This window comes from Hyphomicrobium sp. (assembly GCF_019753045.1).
In the GTDB taxonomy this organism is placed as follows: domain Bacteria; phylum Pseudomonadota; class Alphaproteobacteria; order Rhizobiales; family Hyphomicrobiaceae; genus Hyphomicrobium_B.
Genome location: NZ_JAIELN010000014.1, coordinates 158,001 through 173,474, shown reverse-complemented (window position 1 = coordinate 173,474; position 15,474 = coordinate 158,001). Strand labels below are relative to the sequence as shown.

Here is a 15,474-nt window from a genome sequence, read left to right as displayed (position 1 = left end):
CTGCAAATGAACTTGAATTGGATCGACTGGGGGCGATCTCGCAAAGCGAGAGGCGCGCTGATTACCGACTATACCGACTGGACTAGAAGATCGGCGTCAGACCGCGAACGGCTTCAGCGCAACATAGATGCCAGGGCGTTCGCCTTGCCGAATACACACGTCGGCAAGAGCCTCTGGACCTTCGACGAATTTCTCGCGCATCAGAAGCGCTTTGACAAGTTCAACCGAGTAAAGGACGCCGGATGGAGTGCCGTGAACGATGCGGTGTGGCAATTCGATCAGCAAAGCCGCTGGGCCTTCGACGACGCGTGCACCCGAATTGGAGATGATCGTCAAGGCGTCGATGACCCACGAGGCGATCGACTCCGGTTGGATGCTACGGGGCAGCGGCAGCTCGACGTCGATCGCGAGGTCGGACGAAAGATCTCCGTCGTCGGCAGGCGACTTCAGCTGGTTGAGAGCTCTTTGCGCTTCAACGACTCTTGGCAATCTTTCAGCGCCGCGACGGGATTGCGAAAGGGTTGCGGCTGACCTTTCTTGCGTGCCGCCTCCATCGCGTCGGCGATCGTCGTCATCGCCGACATCTGCGAAGAAGTCAGCTGCGGAAAGGCAAGCTTTGCGTGCGAGGGACAGTACGAGATCCCAGGAGCTCTTTGTTTGCCGCAATGATGGAACTCCTTGTCCTGCGGGTCGCCCTTCGGCCACCGGCAATGATGATCGGCGAGATCCTCCGGCCAGACACCGGTGGTGCATTTTTTTCGACGTACTTGCAGATGCTTGCGTGCTATGGGCGAGGGCGTGCATCGTGGTGTGACCAGCGCCTGGCTCGACGATTGCGGCTCTGGAGAATTTTTCTCCCGACGCGCCGACGCCGGTCTTGGGCTGTTGGGCGTGATCAGCGGCCGTTCGTGGTCAACGAGATTGACACCACTCTTCCGTAGGCGGATGACTTTGCCGACGATGGCGCTGGCGCTACGGTTGAGCTCAAAGCCGAGTTGGGTTGAGTTTTTGCCCTTGTTCCAGCCGGCAATCAGGTGTTGTTCGTCGCGCTCCGACCACGGCGGATTAACGCTGGCGTACGTCGCTTTCGGTTGCGGAGGCTTCTGGGCCATGGGTCCCTGTTCGGTTGCGTTATTTCTCTGCGACTATTGCCGCTACGCCACTCGAACTAGGGCCTTGGGCCGAACTGGCACTAGGGATAAAGGAGGGTGATACTGTTGACATCCAACGAAACTAATGCGCCCGTGAAACCTCCTTGCCGGCGCCCTTGCGAACCTCTTCGCGGGGGTAGAGATCCGGTCGCAGCTCGTAGCGAGAGATGCCCGTGAGTTCTTCGACTTTCAGCACGTATTGCGATGGCACGCGCAGCCAGTGCCAGGTGGCCTGCTTGCTGCGGTTGAGAAGCAGGGCCAGGGCCGATTGGCCGCCAACGGCGCGAAAGGCCCGCAGAAGCGCCTCATCACGGAGGAGGTCGCGGGAATGCGCGTCACGGCGAGGACCGCCCTTCAGGTTCAATTTCCGCGACTTGGGAGGCGATAGCTTTGTCTCTTCCTTAACCAAGTCGTTGCTCGACGTTCGTCCCATTCCGGACTTTGGGGCAATGTCGAAAAAAGCTGACATACAGGTTCTCTATTTTGACCAAGCAACTTACGCCAACGGAAGTTAAGCACCATGATATTTTTTGTCAATCGCTATAGTCTAGTCGAACTTGACTGCTTGACCCCTTATCCCCTCATTGTAATGGAAGCCGGATGAAAAATAACATCACGGCGATCGGCAAGCGTCTCAGGGACCCCCGAAAAAACAGCATGCAGAACGAGTTAATTGCGATCGGCAAGCGCCTCAAGGAGGCCCGCAAACAAGCCGACATGACCCAGCAACAGGTTGCACGGGTGCTTGGGCTGTCCAAGCAGAGCATCTGTCACTACGAACTCGCGCGTGCCGAACTGTCTATTACTGACATGTCGCGACTGGCTGTGATCTATGGCTGCTCCATCGATTACATTCTAACGGGCAACAGGGGCTCCAAAGAGGGCGGCTCCGTTGGCAAATTGAAGGTCACGCGCGGCCGCTTCGTTCCCAAGATCCGCTACGACGATATCATCAAATTTGCCATCGGGGACGTCGCGCCGGAAGAAGTGCAAGAACGGCGGCAGTGCTATGCCGACTGTTCGAATAAGGCCATTTCGGTTGAGATTTTCGACAATGCGATGGACGGCGGCAGACACCCGATCATGCAGGGCGACGTTATTACGATCGACCCGGCCGTCCAGCCCGACCCTGGCGATTGTTTTTTGATTGGCGTACCCAAATCCGGCGACCTCTTTTTCCGCCGCTACAAAGCTTCCGGCCTCACCAAAAAACTGACTGCACCCTTCAAGCTGAGCGCCGACAATCCGGGTTACGACGATATTGAAATTGCCGCCGACACCGAGTTTGTTTTTCTTGGCACTCTCGTGGAGCATGTGCGCCTGATCCGCCGCTAACCCTGACATCTGGTATTCCGAGAAAGACCGCCGGCGATTCGCCGTTGCGGTCTTTTGTTGCGCATAAAGTCTAGCCTTCATTGACCTTATGGAGGTTAAATGTGATGATACTCTGACAATAGCTCAACAGCCGAAGGCCGATTGAGTCCCGTTGCAGAGTGTTAATGAGGTCATCTCTTGGACGAGTCCGTTTCCCCAGAGAGTTTCGCGCCCGAACCGCCGCCAGAGCCGTCAGGGGCTGGCGCCTTGCCTGAGCGTCAGCCTATGGCGCCTGGGATCTATTTCGGGCTGGCCGATGACGTCTACCACGCCGACCCGTCGCTCGGCTCGCATTCGGTGGCGCGGCTTCGCTATTCCGGCCCACACTACTGGTGGGAAAGCTGGATGAACCCGCTCCGGGAGGAGAAAAAGGAGAGCGATGCCTACATCTGGGGCCGCGCCTTCCATAAGCTGACGCTCGAGGGCCGTAGCGCGTTCGATGAAAGCTTCGCGCGGGCGCCGGTCATCGATGAATACCCGGGCTGCTGCCGCATCGTCGACGACATCAAGGCAAAGCTGGCCGCCCTCGGCCTCCCCGTCTCCGGCAATAAGGCCGTTCTTATCGAGCGCCTCAAGGCTGCCGACCCCGAGGCGACCTTTTGGGATGAAATCGTCGCTGCCGCCGAGGCTGGCGGTAAAACCTTGCTCAAGCCCGGCATGCATGCCGAAATCCTGCTCTCCGGCGCCATGATCTCCAAAAACCCGCACCTGCAGCCGTCGTTCCGCGACGGTTTTTCGGAAGTTTCGGTCTTCTGGGTCGAGGACGGCGTGCCGTGCAAGGCGCGCATCGATTACCTGAAGCTCAAGGCCACCGTCGACTTGAAGTCGATCCTGACCAACCGCGATGACTTGACCTTCGATCGCCTCGTCCATCGCGCCATCGCCATGTACCGCTACGATATGCAGTGCGCGCACTATCAGACGGCGCGCGACATGGCACGCCAGTTCGTCACTGAGGGCAAGGTCTTCGACATGACGGGCGGCCGCACGCTCGAGCATTACGACGAAGACACCGGCGAGATCGTGCAGCGGCCGACGATGCCGACGCAGAAGTGGCTCAACGTCTTTGCGAAGACTACGGATTTTACCTGGGTGTGGGTCATGTTCGGCAAGGGCGGGCCACCGCTCGCCAAAGGCTATGAGTTCCGCCGCGATGATCCAGCCTTCGATCTCGCCTGCGATGACAGGAAGCGTGGTCTCAAAACCTACACCGAGTTCTACGAACGCTTCGGCCGCGAAATGTGGCTCGTCATGGACCCGGTCGAGCTCGTCACCGGACAGGACCTGCCCTCATGGCTCGGGAACGCCGCATGACGAAGGTCGAAGGTCCCGAAACCATCTTTCAAGACGACGCCCAACCGATGCTCCGGCGCATCGCCGAGCTTGAGACCTACGGCGCTGCCGACAAGCGCAAGCTGGCGAAGGCCAAGAAGAAGGTCCTCAAGGCGGTGAAGCTGATGGACGACGTCTTCGCGGGGTTGAGGTGATGAAACATCAAGCTGCTCGCAATAGAGGGGCCAAATGACCCGTATTCACTCACTCGACCTGAGCACCATGGACGTCATCGTCAAGCTCGCCGGCGGCAATCCAGGCGCCGCGATCGTGCTGACCAACATCCTCAAGGAAACCGCGAGCATCGATCCCGACAACGTCATGGGCGGCATCGGCGCGGTGCTGTTCCTCGACACCCTCGAGATCTACGAGGAGAAAATCTGGATGCTCTATAAATACGTGTGCGGTTCATCGACTGTGAAGACGATCGCCGCGCTCCGCGCCGTGCAGTTGGGCCTCAAATCCCGGCATCAGTTGCTGGCCGCCATCGACGGCAAGGCGGAGGCCTTCAACGCCGATGAAGCGCTCAAGCTCGTCAAGGAGCGGCTGCCGGATTTTGCTAAGCAGGAGGCCGCCTGATGTCGCGCTATTCGACTGCGCTTGCGCTGCGTGAGGATGTTCGCGGACACGAGGACAGCTTCAAGGAGCTGATGCCGAAGGGCTACCGGCTCGACCGCTTCCTCTCCTCTCTTGATGTCTGGGTGGCAAGCCATCCCGAGCTGCTCCGCTGCGATCCGGTCTCGGTCGTCGCCGAATGCCAGAAGGCCGTCAACGACGGCATGATCTTCGATGGCCGTCGCGCCATCCTGGTGCCGTTCTTCGAGCGAAAGACCAAGCAGTACCTGGCGCAGTACATGCCCATGTACCAGGGCATCCTCGAGCGCCTGAAGGACCTCGGCGACGTCACCGGCATCGACTGCCAGGCTGTCTACCAGGCGGATTTCTTCGAGGTCTACACGCGCGACAACAAGCTGATTGTCGATTGGCGCCCCAACACCGAGGTTGAGGACCGTGGCCTTGTGCGCGCCGCCTACGTGCACTTCAAGGGCCTCAACGACCAGATCATCCACACCGCCGTGATGCTCCGGAACGACATCGAGGACGTGCGCCGCAAGAGCCAGAACCCCAACGGCGAGGCCTGGCGCGACTGGTACGGCGAAATGGCCAAGAAGAGCGTCATTCACCGTGGCGCCAAGATGGTGCCGCTGTCGGACGAAGGTCGCCGCATCATCACGCGCGAAGACGCTTTTGCGCCCGTTCTCGAAGGCCAGAACCTGCTCGGCCCGCGCGCCGCCGGCGACAATCCGCTCAAAGACCACAGCCTCGACGATTTCGACGAAAACGGCGATCCGCTCAATCCGCCGGCGGAAGAGCCGATGCCGCCGCCTCGAAACGCCAAGACGATCGACGCCGAGGTTATCGCCATGCCGTCGCGGCCGGCCGAGCCGGACGTCTCGCTCGATTTCGGCGTCACCGACGAGGAGGATGGTCCCTCGACGATAAGCATCTTCGAGCTCTTTGCGCGCGGCCTCGAGCAGGCCGAGACGCTTGCCGACGCGAAACGTCTCGCGCATGAGCTCAAGGCCGACATGGACGCCATCGGGACGCGAGAAGAAAAGCTGCGCGCCAACGAGCAGTGGCAGGCGGCCGTTCAGCGCCTGTCGTCGCCTTCGAAGACGGCGAAAAAATCGACATCGACCCAGCGCAGGAGGGCGTGATGACCGACTCGCCGCAATTTCAGCTGTTGCAGCAGGCCATGGAGGTCCAGACGAGGGCGGAGGCCGACGCCTGCCTCGATGCCATGATCGTGCAGCTGCGCAAAGCGATGGAGGGCGTCAGCGATGCCTTCCTGACCGTCATCGCCAAGCGCAACGTCGGCTATTTCGCGGGCTATTACGACCATGCCACGCGTCTGCGCGTTGAAGAGCTCTACGACACCGTCCATCCGTTCCTCGGCGCCGCCAAGGATGGACAGAAGTCGCCGGAGGAGATTTTCGAGCTCGGCCGCCGGGCCGGCGAAGCCATGCGCGAAAAAGAGGGGAAGGTGGTCCAATGAGCCTGCCGGAATTTCACAACGCGCTGCGTATCCTCAGGTGCATCGATCACTGGGAGTTTGCCGAAAAGGTCTCAACCAGCGAGGCGCTCTGGATGGCCTTCCGAAGAGATCCCTACCTGTTTTTCATCGGCACCGGCGACGACGTCGCCGAGCGGCTCTGGAAGATCATCGAGGAGCGGCAGATACGGAGGAACGTAGCGTGAGCGCCTACGGCCCCGGCCCTCTCCTCTCCAAGCGCAGCTGGTCGAACCATACGCGCCAGACCGATTACCGCGCCGAGTTCGGCATGAACGGCCACGAGTTGCCGAAGCCCGACGACATCGTGCACTACGCTGACGGATCGTTCTTGCCGATGATGTTTCACTTTGCTGGCGAAGGCATTGATCTCCGCGCCATCGCTCTTGAGCAAGGCTTCGATCTCAAGGGCGTCTCGATGGAAAACGTGGTTGAGGACGATGACCCTATCTTCATCGACTATTTCGAGAAGGGCTGCTCAGACGTCCTGCTGCGATGGCAGCCGCCCCAAGTTGCCGGCTGGGATCTTGTCGGGAAATTTGACGCCGAAGATGGGCCGATGGCGCTCTACTTGCGTCGCTGCAAGGAGGTTCCGCGATGAAGACCTTCTATGTTCTCTATCTTCTGGTGGGCGGTGGCGTCGGTAATTTTGCCTGGGGTGGTCCAGCAATCATGCGTTTTGATGATCTTGCCGAATGTCTCGCGGCGTCGAAAGCGCTCGAGTCCCAGCATTACGTGCTGACGAATGTCTGTCTGCTCGCCTCTGTTGCGCCGGGGGTGCCGCAGTAAATGCACGACGAACTGATCATGGATCTGTTGCGGCTGTGGGCGATCACGCCGACCGACAAGCGCGTCGATGAAGGCGATCTCTACCCCTATGCCGAGGCAACAATCACGCGGCTGCAAAAGTTCCTAACGGATGACGCGCTCACAGATCTTCTTGCGAGGAACGATGACTGATCCAAAGCACATAGCTGACAAATACATCGAGCGCGGCGGTTACAAAGCCGGCGAGCGCAAGGACCAACTCAGCGGCGATATTTTGGCCGTCATCAAGTTCATCGGCTGGCATGACAGAGATTTCGTCATGGGCGGCTATCGAGCTGACGAAGCCTTCAAGGCGTTCTGCCGCGTTCTGGCGCTCGATCCGATCCAGATGCGCAAAATCGTCGGAAGCGATCATGGCTAGTGAGAAGCGGGCCCCAGTGCAGGGCTTCAGTGCGGGTATCCCGTGGTCAATGCATCTGCGCGCTTACGATGCCTACTGCAAGAAGTACGGCAAGCAAGAGGCGTTGATCGACCTCGAGGGCAAGAATTGCCGAGGCGGCTTTGGCACCCGCGAGTTGGATGAGCTCATCCCCGGCTGGCGGGATGAGCTTTCCGAGATCGGAAAACTCAGAGCCCAGGTCGACACGCTTCGAAAAGCCCTGAAAGCAGCGGATAATTTCCGCGCGCAATTTATCGGCGACGGCGCGTTGGTGACGGAAATTGAGGACTGGAACGAATTTGCGGTGCTGTTCGATGCGGCATCCAAAGCGAGCCTCGAGGTGCGCAAAATCGTGGGTAGCGACGGATGACCTTTGACGAATGGTGCATTCACGCTCGCGATGGGAATTTCCTGATCAATGGTAAGCCCGTGCCACTCGTGACGACGCTGCTCTATCGCGTCTGCGACGGTGATCACGGCAAGTTCGACCACGCCATGAGGATCCTCAAGCGCGCCTTCGAAGATGGTCACGCCTCGGCCAAGGGAGGATGGAGAAGATGAAAAAACCGACAACCGACCCTGGCATGCAGAAGATCCCCCGGCCGAAGGATTACCGGCCGCCGATGCCGCCGAAGATCAAGATGGAGGTTCTCGTCCGTCAGGAGGGCCGCTGCGGCTGCGGCTGCAATGAAAAACTCGGCAGCATGGACAACGTCCAGTTCGATCACGACCCGGCGCTTGTCAATCGCGACTGGGACGAATGGAACGGCGATACGATTCCGGAGGCGAACGATCCGGCCTACATCTTCGCCAAGACGATCGTCCACCATCAGACGAAGACGAAAAAGGACATCAAGACCCGCGACAAGGATCGCCGCGTCATCGCCGCCACTGCCGAGCACAAGGCGCGCATGGAGGTGAAAGCCGGCCGCGCCGAGCCGGAGCCGGTGAGCCGTGCCACAGGCTCTGGTGCGCGCGGCCACTTTGCGCCGGATGTCATCGACGAGCTCGACGAAAAGCCGGGGCTTGGGAGGGCCGAAACACCGCGCCCCAGTTTCGGTAAGGGCGGCGCCTTCACCCGCTCGGGCTTCGCCAAGGGCCGCAAGATGGCGACAAACAAAGACAACCCCATCGTCAAGGGGGTTGACGGCAAGCTCAAACCCCGGGTGTCGCGCGTCCGTCCCCTGCCGCGTAAGAACGATGCGTAAAAAGTCAAGCAGCGCTAGACTTTTGAGTGCGAAACCGATACGACCAGACCTCTCGTAGCGTGCTGGTCTGAGTGGAAAATCGAAAACGAGCTGCGAGCCTGCATGGTCCTCAAAGTCATTGATCTCGAAACCACCGGCCTCGACCCCGTCAACGACGCCATTATCGAGATCGCCAGTATCGATCTGAAGGCCGGCGGCACCTTCGTCAACGCCCAGTCGACGCTGGTCAATCCGGGCCGGCCCATTCCGCCAGAGAGCTCGGCCGTGCATGGCATCATTGATGCCGACGTGGTGCAATCGCCCAAGATGCGCGAGGTCATCGGCGATTATGACGGCGCCGACGCCTACGTCGCCCACAATTTCGAAATGGAGCGCGACTTCCTCGAGCCGCTGATCGGCAAGAAGGTCTGGGTCTGCACCTACCGCTGCGCCGTCCGCGCCTGGCGCGATCTGCCGTCCTATAAGAACGAAGTCATTCGCTACGCCAAGGGCCTCATCAATCCGCTCGGCGTCGACCGCGCCAAGATCGTGCCGCACCGCGCTCATTCCGACATTCTCGTCACCGGCGCCATCATGACCGAGCTCCTCAAGGTCGCGAACTTTGCGACGCTCGTCGAGTGGACGAACGCACCACTTTATCTGCCGCGCTTTTTCTTCGGCATGCACCAGGGCACCCCAATCGAGCAGGTGCCCGCCGACTACCTGCAGTGGGTCCTGAAGCAGAAGAACATGGACCCCGATGCCCTCTACACCGCCCGCTTCGAATTGGAGCGGCGGCGTACGAAAGCTGCGTGAGCGTACCCACCCAAAAGAGAGGACGATGAGCGAAGCGCAAACCGAAGAGAGACCAGCCGAAGCGGTCGACGAAGAGGCGCGTAACCTTGAGCGCAATTTTTTCTTCGACGATGAGATGCCGCCGCCCACCATGCTCGTTTACTACAAGGACGGCTCGTTCGGCCCGGTGATGTTTCATTATGCCGTCGGCAACGAGACGGCGGCCAACATCGTCAAGGCTTACGGCTTTAAAATGCTGGTGGTTTCGATGAAAGACGACATCGAAGCCGGAGCCTTGAACGAGGCATGGGCGCGCGGCGAGCTGGTGTTGGCGGAGTGGATACCGCCGGCCATGCCTGGCTGGGAGTTGGTCGCGCGCAACAACTCCGAGGACGGACCTTTTGCCGTTTATCTGACGGAAGACGATGAGATCGAGGAACCCGGGGAGCCCGTCCCCGCCTGAGGACGACATGACTGAACGCGAATGGTTTTGCCTGTTTGTCGGCTGGGTGATCGGTTCCTTCGGCTTGATCGGAGCCTTCCTTCAGCTGGTCGGCACGGCGATCGGCGCCATTGGTATGGTCCTCGTCGGCGGTTTCCTGATCGCGTATTCCTCGAACGCCATGAAAGAAATCATGGCGTTCGTGCGCGATCGTAACGCGGCGCAGGAAGTGCCGGAGCCATCTCGGCCGATGGAGTTCGATCGCATCCGGAAACAAGCAACGACCGTGCGCGGCAATGCCAAGTCGCGACGGAAAGTGGAGTAGGTGGAATGCCGGTTACGATCGTCAAAGACGACATGTTCGAGTCCAAGGCGGAGGCCTACTGCAATCCCGTCAACTGTTTCGGCGTGATGGGCGCGGGCCTCGCCAAGGAATTCTGGTTGCGCTATCCCGACCGCTGCATCGGCTACAAGAACGCCTGCCAGGAACACACGCTGGAGCCCGGCCGCGTGCTGTCGCATGCCGACGGCCGGCGCACCCCGCGCACCATCTTTCATGTCGCCACCAAGGATCACTGGTCGCGGCCGTCGAAGATAGAGTGGATCGTTGCCGCCGCAGAGATCCTGGCTGAGCGCTGCAAGCAACTGAAAATCAAGTCGATCGCCATTCCAGCTCTTGGTTGCGGCAAGGGTGGGCTGGCTTGGCCGGTCGTCAAAAAGGTGATCGAAAAAGCCTTCGGCACGATCGCGCCCGAGGTTGAAGTTGAGCTTTATCCGCCGCACACGGACGAAAAAGTGAAGAAACCGCTGCCGAAACCGGCTTCGCGGAACAAGGACGCCAAAGTAGTCTAGCCTGCCTTGACTTCTGGGTTGGGCGACACTCGCACAAAGGAACACGACCATGGCCTTCAAGAACCCGTACCGGACCTCGACGCGCAACCTCACGCAGCAGTGGGCGATCGAGAAGCAGGACCCCACTTGGGCGGCTCGCCTGAAGCTCGAGGCGGAGCTCGATCCCCTCGGGATCGAGGATGACGTCATGGAATTGCGCGAGCTGCGCAAGATCGCCTTGGGCGATGCCGTTCGAACCTGCGGCGGTCACTTCGGCTACGAAAAGGTCCTCGAGGCGGCGCGTGCCTTCTATGAGTTTCTGAAAAACGGCGACAAGGCCGGGGACGTGGCACCGCCGATTGTCGTGGACGACATCAGCGGTGCGAGCAACCTGCCGCCGAACAATACAATCACACTCTCCGAAGTCGCCATGTCCGTTAACTTCACGACGACGACGGATGCCAATGCGGCGACCCTCAATGGAGCCGCCGATGGAAGCGCCTGAGACCTCAGAAGAAGCCAGGCGCGGCGTCGGCCTCGCCCGCCGCGAGATCCAGCTGGCGCTCGCTACCGATCAGCCGATCATGTGTCCGTGCTGCGACCGTGTCGTTCAGCGTACGGAGCGTTCGATCAATGCCATTATGGTCGATGCTCTCCGCTACATGCGCGATCATGGGCCGGTTTTCCCGAAGGATTTTCCCGATCGCGTCGCCAAGCAGCGTGATTACCCGCGACTCGCTCACTGGAGCCTTGCTGAAAAAGTGGAGGTCAGTGTCGGCAAGGGCCGCACGAAGCAGGCCTGGAAGATCACGCAGGCGGGGAAAATGTTCTTGACCGGCGACCTCAAGGTGCCGCGCAAAATCTGGGTCTTCGCCGACGAAGTGCTTCAGCGTACCGAGACGGATCTGGTCTCGGTACACGAATGCACCGGCAAATCGGAAGGCGCGGAGATGGCGCCGAAGTTCGAGCGCCGCGTCGGCGGCATGGGAGATATCGGCCTATGAGCAAGGGCGAAAACTTGGCCGACATGATGTTCAAGACATTTGATGCGGCCTTCCCGAGCCAGTTCCGGGATGAGGACTCGGAGATCATCTACGCCGGCGTGTCGGTAGCCGACTTCTTCGCGGCCCATGCTCTCGCGCCAATCATCGCGATGGTGCCTGCCCACTGGAGCGCTGCGGCGATCGCAGAGCGCGCTTACGAGATCGGCCTGGCGATGGCCAGCAAGCGAAAGGAACTCGGCGACGCTGCGATCGAGGCCGCGAAGCAGGAGGCGGCATGAGCAAGCTTTACATTGATGGCGACGTCAACATCTGCGGCGACGGCAAAGGCTTCCAATGGCTGGAGGTCGTGCTGACGGATGGCTCGAAAATGAACATCGGCCTGCAGCTGGCAGGCAAGATCAACGCAGCCGCACGGCGCGCGCAGGAGCACACGACCGCTCTTGCGCCCGGCGTCGCGTCTTAAGAGAGGAAGAGACATGGCGGGAAGTGTCAACAAGGCGATCGTCGTCGGCAACGTCGGCAAGGACCCCGATATCAAGACGACGCAATCGGGCAAGCAAATTGCCATGTTTTCGCTGGCGACGAGCGAGTCCTGGCGCGACAAGGCGACGGGCGAGAAGAAGGAAAAAACCGAGTGGCATCGCGTCGTCGTTTATAATGAGAACATCGCCAAGATCGTCGACCAGTACGTCAAGAAGGGCTCAAAGCTCTACGTCGAGGGCCAGCTCGCGACGCGCAAATACAGCGACAAGAACAATGTCGAAAGGTTCACCACCGAGATCGTTCTGCAGGGCTTTAATGGCACACTGACTTTGCTCGACGGCCGTCGTGATGACCGCGACGCGGGCGGGTATGATGAAGAAACCGCCAATCGTTTCGGCACGTCTTCGCCATCGGGATCGGGATCGGAATCATTTCCTTCATCCGAGCCGCCGCCGACCAATTACGCCGATACCGAAATTCCATTCTAGGGACGAGCATGCCAACCACCCAATCCGAGCCCGCAAAGATCGAGAAGTCGCGTTGCGATTGTCTGAAGTGCGAAATGTGCAAGCTGATCGCTCGGCACATGATCGACAACGGGCTTGGGCAATCGCTCGGCGAGGACGAATACGGCGACACCATCTTGCGTATCGACGATGCCGACTACATGGCGAACGCCCTGCTGCCGATCGTCGTCGATTTTCTGGCAACGCAGGACGTCGCCTTGGCACAGGAATTTCTGCATGCGGCCGCGCTCGGCGTGCAGGAGGTGCAGGCTCTCAATCAGCCCGCATCGGGGGAGCGCCTGCACTAGCGTTTAACGGAGGAGGAAGAAAGTTATGCGAGCACTTCTTATCGCGGCGGCCATCGTCATGGCCGCTAGCTCTACAGCTATGTCTCAAGAGTATCATTGGACTGGACTTTATGGGGGCGCCAGCGTCGGCTATGGCTGGGGCGATGCCACCGTCACCGACAATGCAAAGGATGGCGTCAATCCGGGACCGTTCGGCTATTCGCCCGATGGCGTTCTGGCCGGCGGCACGCTCGGTTACAATCTGCAACTCGATCGCGTTGTGCTCGGTATCGAAGGCGATATCGGTTACATGGACGTCGCGGGCTCGGGGATCATCGGCTCGACGCATGCCGACCATCACCAGGATCTGACACTCGACGGCGGCGCCTACGGTGACATCACCGGCCGCGCCGGCATTGCCCTTGGTCGCGCCCTCGTCTACGGCAAAGGCGGCTTGGCGTTTTATAGCGGCGAAGCCAGCCAGGCGACGACGAACCCAGGTTACGCACCGACAGGCACCGACACGTTCACCGGCTGGGTTGCCGGCGGCGGCATCGAGTATGCGCTGACGGAGAGCCTCTCGATCAAGGCCGAATATCTACACTTCGATTTCGGCGACCAGGACGCCTATCAAACGTCGCTCGTCGCCGATGATCCAACGCCGGCCGGCTACAAGTTCCACAACACGACCGATCTCAACGTCGACACCGTGAAATTCGGTATCAATTATCATTTCTGAGACCTTGGTGCGGGTGGAGAGAGGCGAGCTGCGCCTGGCGAGCAGCGACGGGGTAAAACGCACTCTCTTCTTCGCGGCCGGGAGGCCTGCACCAAGCCCGAGCGCTTTTGGAGGCGACATGTATTCACATCGTTACGACGTCGACGACAGCTTTCTCGGCTTCTTGCTGTGGTTTCTCGGCATGATCATCTGCGCCATCGTTTTCATCGTTGGCCTGGTCGGCTCTTACCAGTGGTTCTTCAGCGGTAGAGGCTGCAGCGAAGCCGGCCGCATCATGAATGTCGACACGCAATGGACGTGGTCGACGGGATGCTTCATCGCCGTCGATGGTCAGTACCTGCCCTGGGGCGAAGTCATCCCTGTCGAAGAGAATGGCAAGGTGCGCTTCACCACCAAGCCGCGTCTCACCGTCGAAACCCTGCATCAGCTCTTGAGGGACAGCCAATGACTGATGATGCCAACGATGCCGTCACGGCCAATTTCGATTTAGACGACACGCTGAAGCGCGACGAACTCGCCCGCGATGAAGCTTGGCGCCTGTTGATTGCCGTTCTCAAGACTGTCGGCGGCCGCGTCACCATCAAGCGCGAGCTTCTCCAGAGCATCGATATCGCGACGGAAGAGGTGCGTTTTGGTCCGAGCACGGACGATGAGGTTAGCCTGCAGGTCGGCAATGGCCTCAGGGGTTAGTGGATAAGCATCAATTTGTGGGTTGCCACTCCCACTATTTCGATAAAGTATCGGTTAGCTTAACTTTGTAAGCGTAATAGAAGTCTCGTGCCCGTGAACTCTTGTACCAGTCACCTTTCGCGGGCCCTCTTTTCAGTGAGGGCATCATGCCGTTCTTCAGGCTCACCACGGACGACGATAAAAGCTGGGTGTTTGAATACTCAGGCGTCGGCAAGATCTACGAATTCATCGCCGAGTTCGGCGATCACGACAAAGCCCGCCGCTACGTCGAATTTGAAAATGCCAAAGAGGGCGTGATCGACGGCACGGCTATTGAAATCGACGACGGTCCTTCGAAATCGCATCGCTTTCCGATCCTTCCCAGTCCTCGTGCCGTCAATGGTTCCGGCAACGATAAGGTCATCCTCACGGACCGCGAGAAGGCCCGGCAAAAAGCCATTCAGCGCATGCTGTCGAAGATGATGCAGCTCGCCGACAAGAAGGGCGAAGTTGTTATCTCCATCGAAAAACTCGCCAAAGTCATCGGCATTTCGCACGGCGCCACCGCCCGCTACATCGACAGCTTGGTCGAGAGCGGCGAACTCGTCATCGTCAACCAGGCCGCCGGCCCTAGGCCCGCCACCTACTTCCTCAACGGAGGGTGAGTTGAGTTCGCCCGAGGCTCATAAGCGCCGGTCGACGTCGTTGATCGCTCTCTTGGAGGGCGATGGCTTCATCAACGTCGGTCTCTACGAGACGGGCTGCTCGGTGTGGCGCAACGATGTTCCCCACACCTTCAGCTATCCCGAGATCGAGACAGATCCCGACAAACGAGCGGCGCTACGCGCCCACGCCGATAGCGTGGCTGACCGCCCGGTCGCCAGTAAACGCAAGAAGAAACCCAAGCAGGAGCGCCATGCTGACGACTGATGATCTTCTGGCACTAAGTATGCTCACTGGCTCCGGCACGCGCACCGAATACGTCGATCGCAATATCGACGTGACGATCCAGCGGGCGCCGACGGATGAGAGCGTGAAGCTCCTCAAGGAGATGGAGGAGAAAATCCTCGAGAAGGTGGTCTTTCGCGGCCCCTTCGAGGTCAACGATCTCAAAGCCGAACTGGTGATCTTCCTTGAGCCGGTCATGCAGGACCTCAATGCCGTTGTCGCATTCGACCTCAATGGTCGGCAGCATCGGGTCAGGACCACCTTCAAGCCTTGGCAGCAGCGCTCGCCCGAGTGGGTGAAGATGGCAAGCTATCAACGGATGCAGATCTTCTGGCGGGCCATTCGCGATGACGTTGCCGCCTATATCGCCGAGCAAATTCTCGCCAGCCAGGCGAAGTCTTTCCAAAACGACGCGATCTATCGCGCCCTTGATCGATAGGAGTTGCGC

At 59.7% G+C, this 15,474-nt stretch carries 33 protein-coding genes; 30 read left to right on the top strand and 3 right to left on the bottom strand.

The window, feature by feature from the left end; translation table 11 throughout:
* Positions 1 to 96: 96 nt before the first annotated feature.
* From K2Q04_RS16645 to K2Q04_RS16635, 3 genes are all read right to left on the bottom strand, one after another.
* Positions 97 to 489: a hypothetical protein gene (locus K2Q04_RS16645; protein WP_291165818.1), complete on the bottom strand. Its 393-nt coding sequence runs from the start codon at positions 487 to 489 to the stop codon at positions 97 to 99.
* Positions 447 to 1,112, bottom strand: a complete 666-nt coding sequence (locus K2Q04_RS16640; protein WP_291165817.1) for a GcrA family cell cycle regulator — start codon at positions 1,110 to 1,112, stop codon at positions 447 to 449. Before K2Q04_RS16640 ends, K2Q04_RS16645 begins: the two co-directional genes overlap by 43 nt.
* Before the next feature lie 121 nt (positions 1,113 to 1,233).
* The gene (locus K2Q04_RS16635) at positions 1,234 to 1,584 is read right to left on the bottom strand and encodes a YdaS family helix-turn-helix protein (protein WP_366935764.1); all 351 of its coding nucleotides are present in this window, start codon (positions 1,582 to 1,584) and stop codon (positions 1,234 to 1,236) included.
* 167 nt (positions 1,585 to 1,751) lie between these two features.
* Here K2Q04_RS16635 and K2Q04_RS16630 point away from each other — a divergent pair, with 167 nt between their 5' ends.
* The 30 genes from K2Q04_RS16630 to K2Q04_RS16485 all read left to right on the top strand — a co-directional run bounded on the left by K2Q04_RS16630 (position 1,752) and on the right by K2Q04_RS16485 (position 15,465).
* Positions 1,752 to 2,486: a LexA family transcriptional regulator gene (locus tag K2Q04_RS16630; RefSeq protein WP_291165815.1), complete on the top strand. Its 735-nt coding sequence runs from the start codon at positions 1,752 to 1,754 to the stop codon at positions 2,484 to 2,486.
* A gap of 264 nt (positions 2,487 to 2,750) precedes the next feature.
* On the top strand, positions 2,751 to 3,839 hold the full coding sequence (locus K2Q04_RS16625) for a PD-(D/E)XK nuclease-like domain-containing protein (RefSeq protein ID WP_291165814.1): 1,089 nt from the start codon (positions 2,751 to 2,753) through the stop codon (positions 3,837 to 3,839).
* Positions 3,836 to 4,012: a hypothetical protein gene (locus K2Q04_RS16620; protein ID WP_291165813.1), complete on the top strand. Its 177-nt coding sequence runs from the start codon at positions 3,836 to 3,838 to the stop codon at positions 4,010 to 4,012. The genes K2Q04_RS16625 and K2Q04_RS16620 overlap by 4 nt, the downstream gene beginning before the upstream one ends.
* Positions 4,013 to 4,046: 34 nt before the next feature.
* A complete protein-coding gene (locus K2Q04_RS16615) occupies positions 4,047 to 4,436 on the top strand; it encodes a hypothetical protein (RefSeq protein WP_291165812.1) in 390 nt (129 codons plus the stop codon).
* Entirely contained in the window at positions 4,436 to 5,575 is a 1,140-nt protein-coding gene (locus K2Q04_RS16610; RefSeq protein WP_291165811.1) for a RecT family recombinase, read from the top strand. The genes K2Q04_RS16615 and K2Q04_RS16610 overlap by 1 nt, the downstream gene beginning before the upstream one ends.
* Positions 5,575 to 5,913 (top strand): hypothetical protein, encoded by a 339-nt coding sequence (locus K2Q04_RS16605; RefSeq protein ID WP_291165810.1) that lies wholly within the window; start codon positions 5,575 to 5,577, stop codon positions 5,911 to 5,913. The genes K2Q04_RS16610 and K2Q04_RS16605 overlap by 1 nt, the downstream gene beginning before the upstream one ends.
* Positions 5,910 to 6,116: a hypothetical protein gene (locus K2Q04_RS16600; protein ID WP_291165809.1), complete on the top strand. Its 207-nt coding sequence runs from the start codon at positions 5,910 to 5,912 to the stop codon at positions 6,114 to 6,116. The genes K2Q04_RS16605 and K2Q04_RS16600 overlap by 4 nt, the downstream gene beginning before the upstream one ends.
* Positions 6,113 to 6,529, top strand: coding sequence for a hypothetical protein (locus tag K2Q04_RS16595; RefSeq protein ID WP_291165808.1), 417 nt, complete (start codon positions 6,113 to 6,115; stop codon positions 6,527 to 6,529). The genes K2Q04_RS16600 and K2Q04_RS16595 overlap by 4 nt, the downstream gene beginning before the upstream one ends.
* Positions 6,526 to 6,717 (top strand): hypothetical protein, encoded by a 192-nt coding sequence (locus K2Q04_RS16590; protein ID WP_291165807.1) that lies wholly within the window; start codon positions 6,526 to 6,528, stop codon positions 6,715 to 6,717. The genes K2Q04_RS16595 and K2Q04_RS16590 overlap by 4 nt, the downstream gene beginning before the upstream one ends.
* Positions 6,718 to 6,888, top strand: coding sequence for a hypothetical protein (locus tag K2Q04_RS16585; protein ID WP_291165806.1), 171 nt, complete (start codon positions 6,718 to 6,720; stop codon positions 6,886 to 6,888).
* Positions 6,881 to 7,117 (top strand): hypothetical protein, encoded by a 237-nt coding sequence (locus K2Q04_RS16580; protein ID WP_291165805.1) that lies wholly within the window; start codon positions 6,881 to 6,883, stop codon positions 7,115 to 7,117. Before K2Q04_RS16585 ends, K2Q04_RS16580 begins: the two co-directional genes overlap by 8 nt.
* Positions 7,110 to 7,505 carry a hypothetical protein gene (locus K2Q04_RS16575; RefSeq protein ID WP_291165804.1) on the top strand — a complete coding sequence of 132 codons (396 nt, stop codon included), beginning with the start codon at positions 7,110 to 7,112 and terminating at the stop codon, positions 7,503 to 7,505. The genes K2Q04_RS16580 and K2Q04_RS16575 overlap by 8 nt, the downstream gene beginning before the upstream one ends.
* Entirely contained in the window at positions 7,502 to 7,696 is a 195-nt protein-coding gene (locus tag K2Q04_RS16570; protein WP_291165803.1) for a hypothetical protein, read from the top strand. Before K2Q04_RS16575 ends, K2Q04_RS16570 begins: the two co-directional genes overlap by 4 nt.
* Positions 7,693 to 8,343 (top strand): hypothetical protein, encoded by a 651-nt coding sequence (locus tag K2Q04_RS16565; RefSeq protein WP_291165802.1) that lies wholly within the window; start codon positions 7,693 to 7,695, stop codon positions 8,341 to 8,343. The genes K2Q04_RS16570 and K2Q04_RS16565 overlap by 4 nt, the downstream gene beginning before the upstream one ends.
* Positions 8,344 to 8,445: 102 nt before the next feature.
* Positions 8,446 to 9,138 (top strand): exonuclease domain-containing protein, encoded by a 693-nt coding sequence (locus K2Q04_RS16560; protein ID WP_291165801.1) that lies wholly within the window; start codon positions 8,446 to 8,448, stop codon positions 9,136 to 9,138.
* Positions 9,139 to 9,163: 25 nt separating this feature from the next.
* A complete protein-coding gene (locus K2Q04_RS16555; protein WP_291165800.1) occupies positions 9,164 to 9,580 on the top strand; it encodes a hypothetical protein in 417 nt (138 codons plus the stop codon).
* Between the two features lie 7 nt (positions 9,581 to 9,587).
* Positions 9,588 to 9,884: a hypothetical protein gene (locus K2Q04_RS16550; protein ID WP_291165799.1), complete on the top strand. Its 297-nt coding sequence runs from the start codon at positions 9,588 to 9,590 to the stop codon at positions 9,882 to 9,884.
* Positions 9,885 to 9,889: 5 nt separating this feature from the next.
* On the top strand, positions 9,890 to 10,411 hold the full coding sequence (locus K2Q04_RS16545; RefSeq protein ID WP_291165798.1) for a macro domain-containing protein: 522 nt from the start codon (positions 9,890 to 9,892) through the stop codon (positions 10,409 to 10,411).
* A 49-nt stretch (positions 10,412 to 10,460) separates the two neighbouring features.
* Entirely contained in the window at positions 10,461 to 10,895 is a 435-nt protein-coding gene (locus tag K2Q04_RS16540; RefSeq protein ID WP_291165797.1) for a hypothetical protein, read from the top strand.
* A complete protein-coding gene (locus tag K2Q04_RS16535; RefSeq protein WP_291165796.1) occupies positions 10,882 to 11,394 on the top strand; it encodes a hypothetical protein in 513 nt (170 codons plus the stop codon). The genes K2Q04_RS16540 and K2Q04_RS16535 overlap by 14 nt, the downstream gene beginning before the upstream one ends.
* Entirely contained in the window at positions 11,391 to 11,672 is a 282-nt protein-coding gene (locus K2Q04_RS16530) for a hypothetical protein (RefSeq protein ID WP_291165795.1), read from the top strand. Before K2Q04_RS16535 ends, K2Q04_RS16530 begins: the two co-directional genes overlap by 4 nt.
* Entirely contained in the window at positions 11,669 to 11,857 is a 189-nt protein-coding gene (locus K2Q04_RS16525) for a hypothetical protein (RefSeq protein ID WP_291165794.1), read from the top strand. Before K2Q04_RS16530 ends, K2Q04_RS16525 begins: the two co-directional genes overlap by 4 nt.
* 13 nt (positions 11,858 to 11,870) lie before the next feature.
* Positions 11,871 to 12,365 (top strand): single-stranded DNA-binding protein, encoded by a 495-nt coding sequence (gene ssb / locus K2Q04_RS16520; RefSeq protein ID WP_291165793.1) that lies wholly within the window; start codon positions 11,871 to 11,873, stop codon positions 12,363 to 12,365.
* Positions 12,366 to 12,373: 8 nt separating this feature from the next.
* The gene (locus K2Q04_RS16515) at positions 12,374 to 12,691 is read left to right on the top strand and encodes a hypothetical protein (protein WP_291165792.1); all 318 of its coding nucleotides are present in this window, start codon (positions 12,374 to 12,376) and stop codon (positions 12,689 to 12,691) included.
* Positions 12,692 to 12,716: 25 nt separating this feature from the next.
* Positions 12,717 to 13,409 (top strand): outer membrane beta-barrel protein, encoded by a 693-nt coding sequence (locus K2Q04_RS16510; protein WP_291165791.1) that lies wholly within the window; start codon positions 12,717 to 12,719, stop codon positions 13,407 to 13,409.
* A gap of 118 nt (positions 13,410 to 13,527) precedes the next feature.
* Positions 13,528 to 13,857: a hypothetical protein gene (locus tag K2Q04_RS16505; RefSeq protein WP_291165790.1), complete on the top strand. Its 330-nt coding sequence runs from the start codon at positions 13,528 to 13,530 to the stop codon at positions 13,855 to 13,857.
* The gene (locus tag K2Q04_RS16500) at positions 13,854 to 14,099 is read left to right on the top strand and encodes a hypothetical protein (RefSeq protein WP_291165789.1); all 246 of its coding nucleotides are present in this window, start codon (positions 13,854 to 13,856) and stop codon (positions 14,097 to 14,099) included. Before K2Q04_RS16505 ends, K2Q04_RS16500 begins: the two co-directional genes overlap by 4 nt.
* A 146-nt stretch (positions 14,100 to 14,245) precedes the next feature.
* Positions 14,246 to 14,743, top strand: coding sequence for a hypothetical protein (locus tag K2Q04_RS16495; RefSeq protein WP_291165788.1), 498 nt, complete (start codon positions 14,246 to 14,248; stop codon positions 14,741 to 14,743).
* A 1-nt stretch (position 14,744) separates the two neighbouring features.
* A complete protein-coding gene (locus tag K2Q04_RS16490; protein WP_291165787.1) occupies positions 14,745 to 15,008 on the top strand; it encodes a hypothetical protein in 264 nt (87 codons plus the stop codon).
* Positions 14,995 to 15,465 carry a hypothetical protein gene (locus tag K2Q04_RS16485; RefSeq protein ID WP_291165786.1) on the top strand — a complete coding sequence of 157 codons (471 nt, stop codon included), beginning with the start codon at positions 14,995 to 14,997 and terminating at the stop codon, positions 15,463 to 15,465. Before K2Q04_RS16490 ends, K2Q04_RS16485 begins: the two co-directional genes overlap by 14 nt.
* Positions 15,466 to 15,474 lie beyond the last annotated feature (9 nt).

What these genes read in the sequence shown, in the direction of transcription:
- K2Q04_RS16615 (WP_291165812.1), top strand. Translation starts at nt 4,047, where the DNA reads ATGACCCGTATTCACTCACTCGACCTGAGCACCATGGACGTCATCGTC.
- K2Q04_RS16555 (WP_291165800.1), top strand. Translation starts at nt 9,164, where the DNA reads ATGAGCGAAGCGCAAACCGAAGAGAGACCAGCCGAAGCGGTCGACGAA.
- K2Q04_RS16515 (WP_291165792.1), top strand. Translation starts at nt 12,374, where the DNA reads ATGCCAACCACCCAATCCGAGCCCGCAAAGATCGAGAAGTCGCGTTGC.
- K2Q04_RS16640 (WP_291165817.1), bottom strand. Translation starts at nt 1,112, where the DNA reads ATGGCCCAGAAGCCTCCGCAACCGAAAGCGACGTACGCCAGCGTTAAT.
- K2Q04_RS16575 (WP_291165804.1), top strand. Translation starts at nt 7,110, where the DNA reads ATGGCTAGTGAGAAGCGGGCCCCAGTGCAGGGCTTCAGTGCGGGTATC.
- K2Q04_RS16635 (WP_366935764.1), bottom strand. Translation starts at nt 1,584, where the DNA reads ATGGGACGAACGTCGAGCAACGACTTGGTTAAGGAAGAGACAAAGCTA.
- K2Q04_RS16510 (WP_291165791.1), top strand. Translation starts at nt 12,717, where the DNA reads ATGCGAGCACTTCTTATCGCGGCGGCCATCGTCATGGCCGCTAGCTCT.
- K2Q04_RS16525 (WP_291165794.1), top strand. Translation starts at nt 11,669, where the DNA reads ATGAGCAAGCTTTACATTGATGGCGACGTCAACATCTGCGGCGACGGC.
- K2Q04_RS16620 (WP_291165813.1), top strand. Translation starts at nt 3,836, where the DNA reads ATGACGAAGGTCGAAGGTCCCGAAACCATCTTTCAAGACGACGCCCAA.
- K2Q04_RS16565 (WP_291165802.1), top strand. Translation starts at nt 7,693, where the DNA reads ATGAAAAAACCGACAACCGACCCTGGCATGCAGAAGATCCCCCGGCCG.
- K2Q04_RS16585 (WP_291165806.1), top strand. Translation starts at nt 6,718, where the DNA reads ATGCACGACGAACTGATCATGGATCTGTTGCGGCTGTGGGCGATCACG.
- K2Q04_RS16590 (WP_291165807.1), top strand. Translation starts at nt 6,526, where the DNA reads ATGAAGACCTTCTATGTTCTCTATCTTCTGGTGGGCGGTGGCGTCGGT.
- K2Q04_RS16495 (WP_291165788.1), top strand. Translation starts at nt 14,246, where the DNA reads ATGCCGTTCTTCAGGCTCACCACGGACGACGATAAAAGCTGGGTGTTT.
- K2Q04_RS16550 (WP_291165799.1), top strand. Translation starts at nt 9,588, where the DNA reads ATGACTGAACGCGAATGGTTTTGCCTGTTTGTCGGCTGGGTGATCGGT.
- K2Q04_RS16605 (WP_291165810.1), top strand. Translation starts at nt 5,575, where the DNA reads ATGACCGACTCGCCGCAATTTCAGCTGTTGCAGCAGGCCATGGAGGTC.
- K2Q04_RS16485 (WP_291165786.1), top strand. Translation starts at nt 14,995, where the DNA reads ATGCTGACGACTGATGATCTTCTGGCACTAAGTATGCTCACTGGCTCC.
- K2Q04_RS16540 (WP_291165797.1), top strand. Translation starts at nt 10,461, where the DNA reads ATGGCCTTCAAGAACCCGTACCGGACCTCGACGCGCAACCTCACGCAG.
- ssb (WP_291165793.1), top strand. Translation starts at nt 11,871, where the DNA reads ATGGCGGGAAGTGTCAACAAGGCGATCGTCGTCGGCAACGTCGGCAAG.
- K2Q04_RS16535 (WP_291165796.1), top strand. Translation starts at nt 10,882, where the DNA reads ATGGAAGCGCCTGAGACCTCAGAAGAAGCCAGGCGCGGCGTCGGCCTC.
- K2Q04_RS16625 (WP_291165814.1), top strand. Translation starts at nt 2,751, where the DNA reads ATGGCGCCTGGGATCTATTTCGGGCTGGCCGATGACGTCTACCACGCC.
- K2Q04_RS16630 (WP_291165815.1), top strand. Translation starts at nt 1,752, where the DNA reads ATGAAAAATAACATCACGGCGATCGGCAAGCGTCTCAGGGACCCCCGA.
- K2Q04_RS16530 (WP_291165795.1), top strand. Translation starts at nt 11,391, where the DNA reads ATGAGCAAGGGCGAAAACTTGGCCGACATGATGTTCAAGACATTTGAT.
- K2Q04_RS16560 (WP_291165801.1), top strand. Translation starts at nt 8,446, where the DNA reads ATGGTCCTCAAAGTCATTGATCTCGAAACCACCGGCCTCGACCCCGTC.
- K2Q04_RS16500 (WP_291165789.1), top strand. Translation starts at nt 13,854, where the DNA reads ATGACTGATGATGCCAACGATGCCGTCACGGCCAATTTCGATTTAGAC.
- K2Q04_RS16580 (WP_291165805.1), top strand. Translation starts at nt 6,881, where the DNA reads ATGACTGATCCAAAGCACATAGCTGACAAATACATCGAGCGCGGCGGT.
- K2Q04_RS16600 (WP_291165809.1), top strand. Translation starts at nt 5,910, where the DNA reads ATGAGCCTGCCGGAATTTCACAACGCGCTGCGTATCCTCAGGTGCATC.
- K2Q04_RS16505 (WP_291165790.1), top strand. Translation starts at nt 13,528, where the DNA reads ATGTATTCACATCGTTACGACGTCGACGACAGCTTTCTCGGCTTCTTG.
- K2Q04_RS16545 (WP_291165798.1), top strand. Translation starts at nt 9,890, where the DNA reads ATGCCGGTTACGATCGTCAAAGACGACATGTTCGAGTCCAAGGCGGAG.
- K2Q04_RS16570 (WP_291165803.1), top strand. Translation starts at nt 7,502, where the DNA reads ATGACCTTTGACGAATGGTGCATTCACGCTCGCGATGGGAATTTCCTG.
- K2Q04_RS16610 (WP_291165811.1), top strand. Translation starts at nt 4,436, where the DNA reads ATGTCGCGCTATTCGACTGCGCTTGCGCTGCGTGAGGATGTTCGCGGA.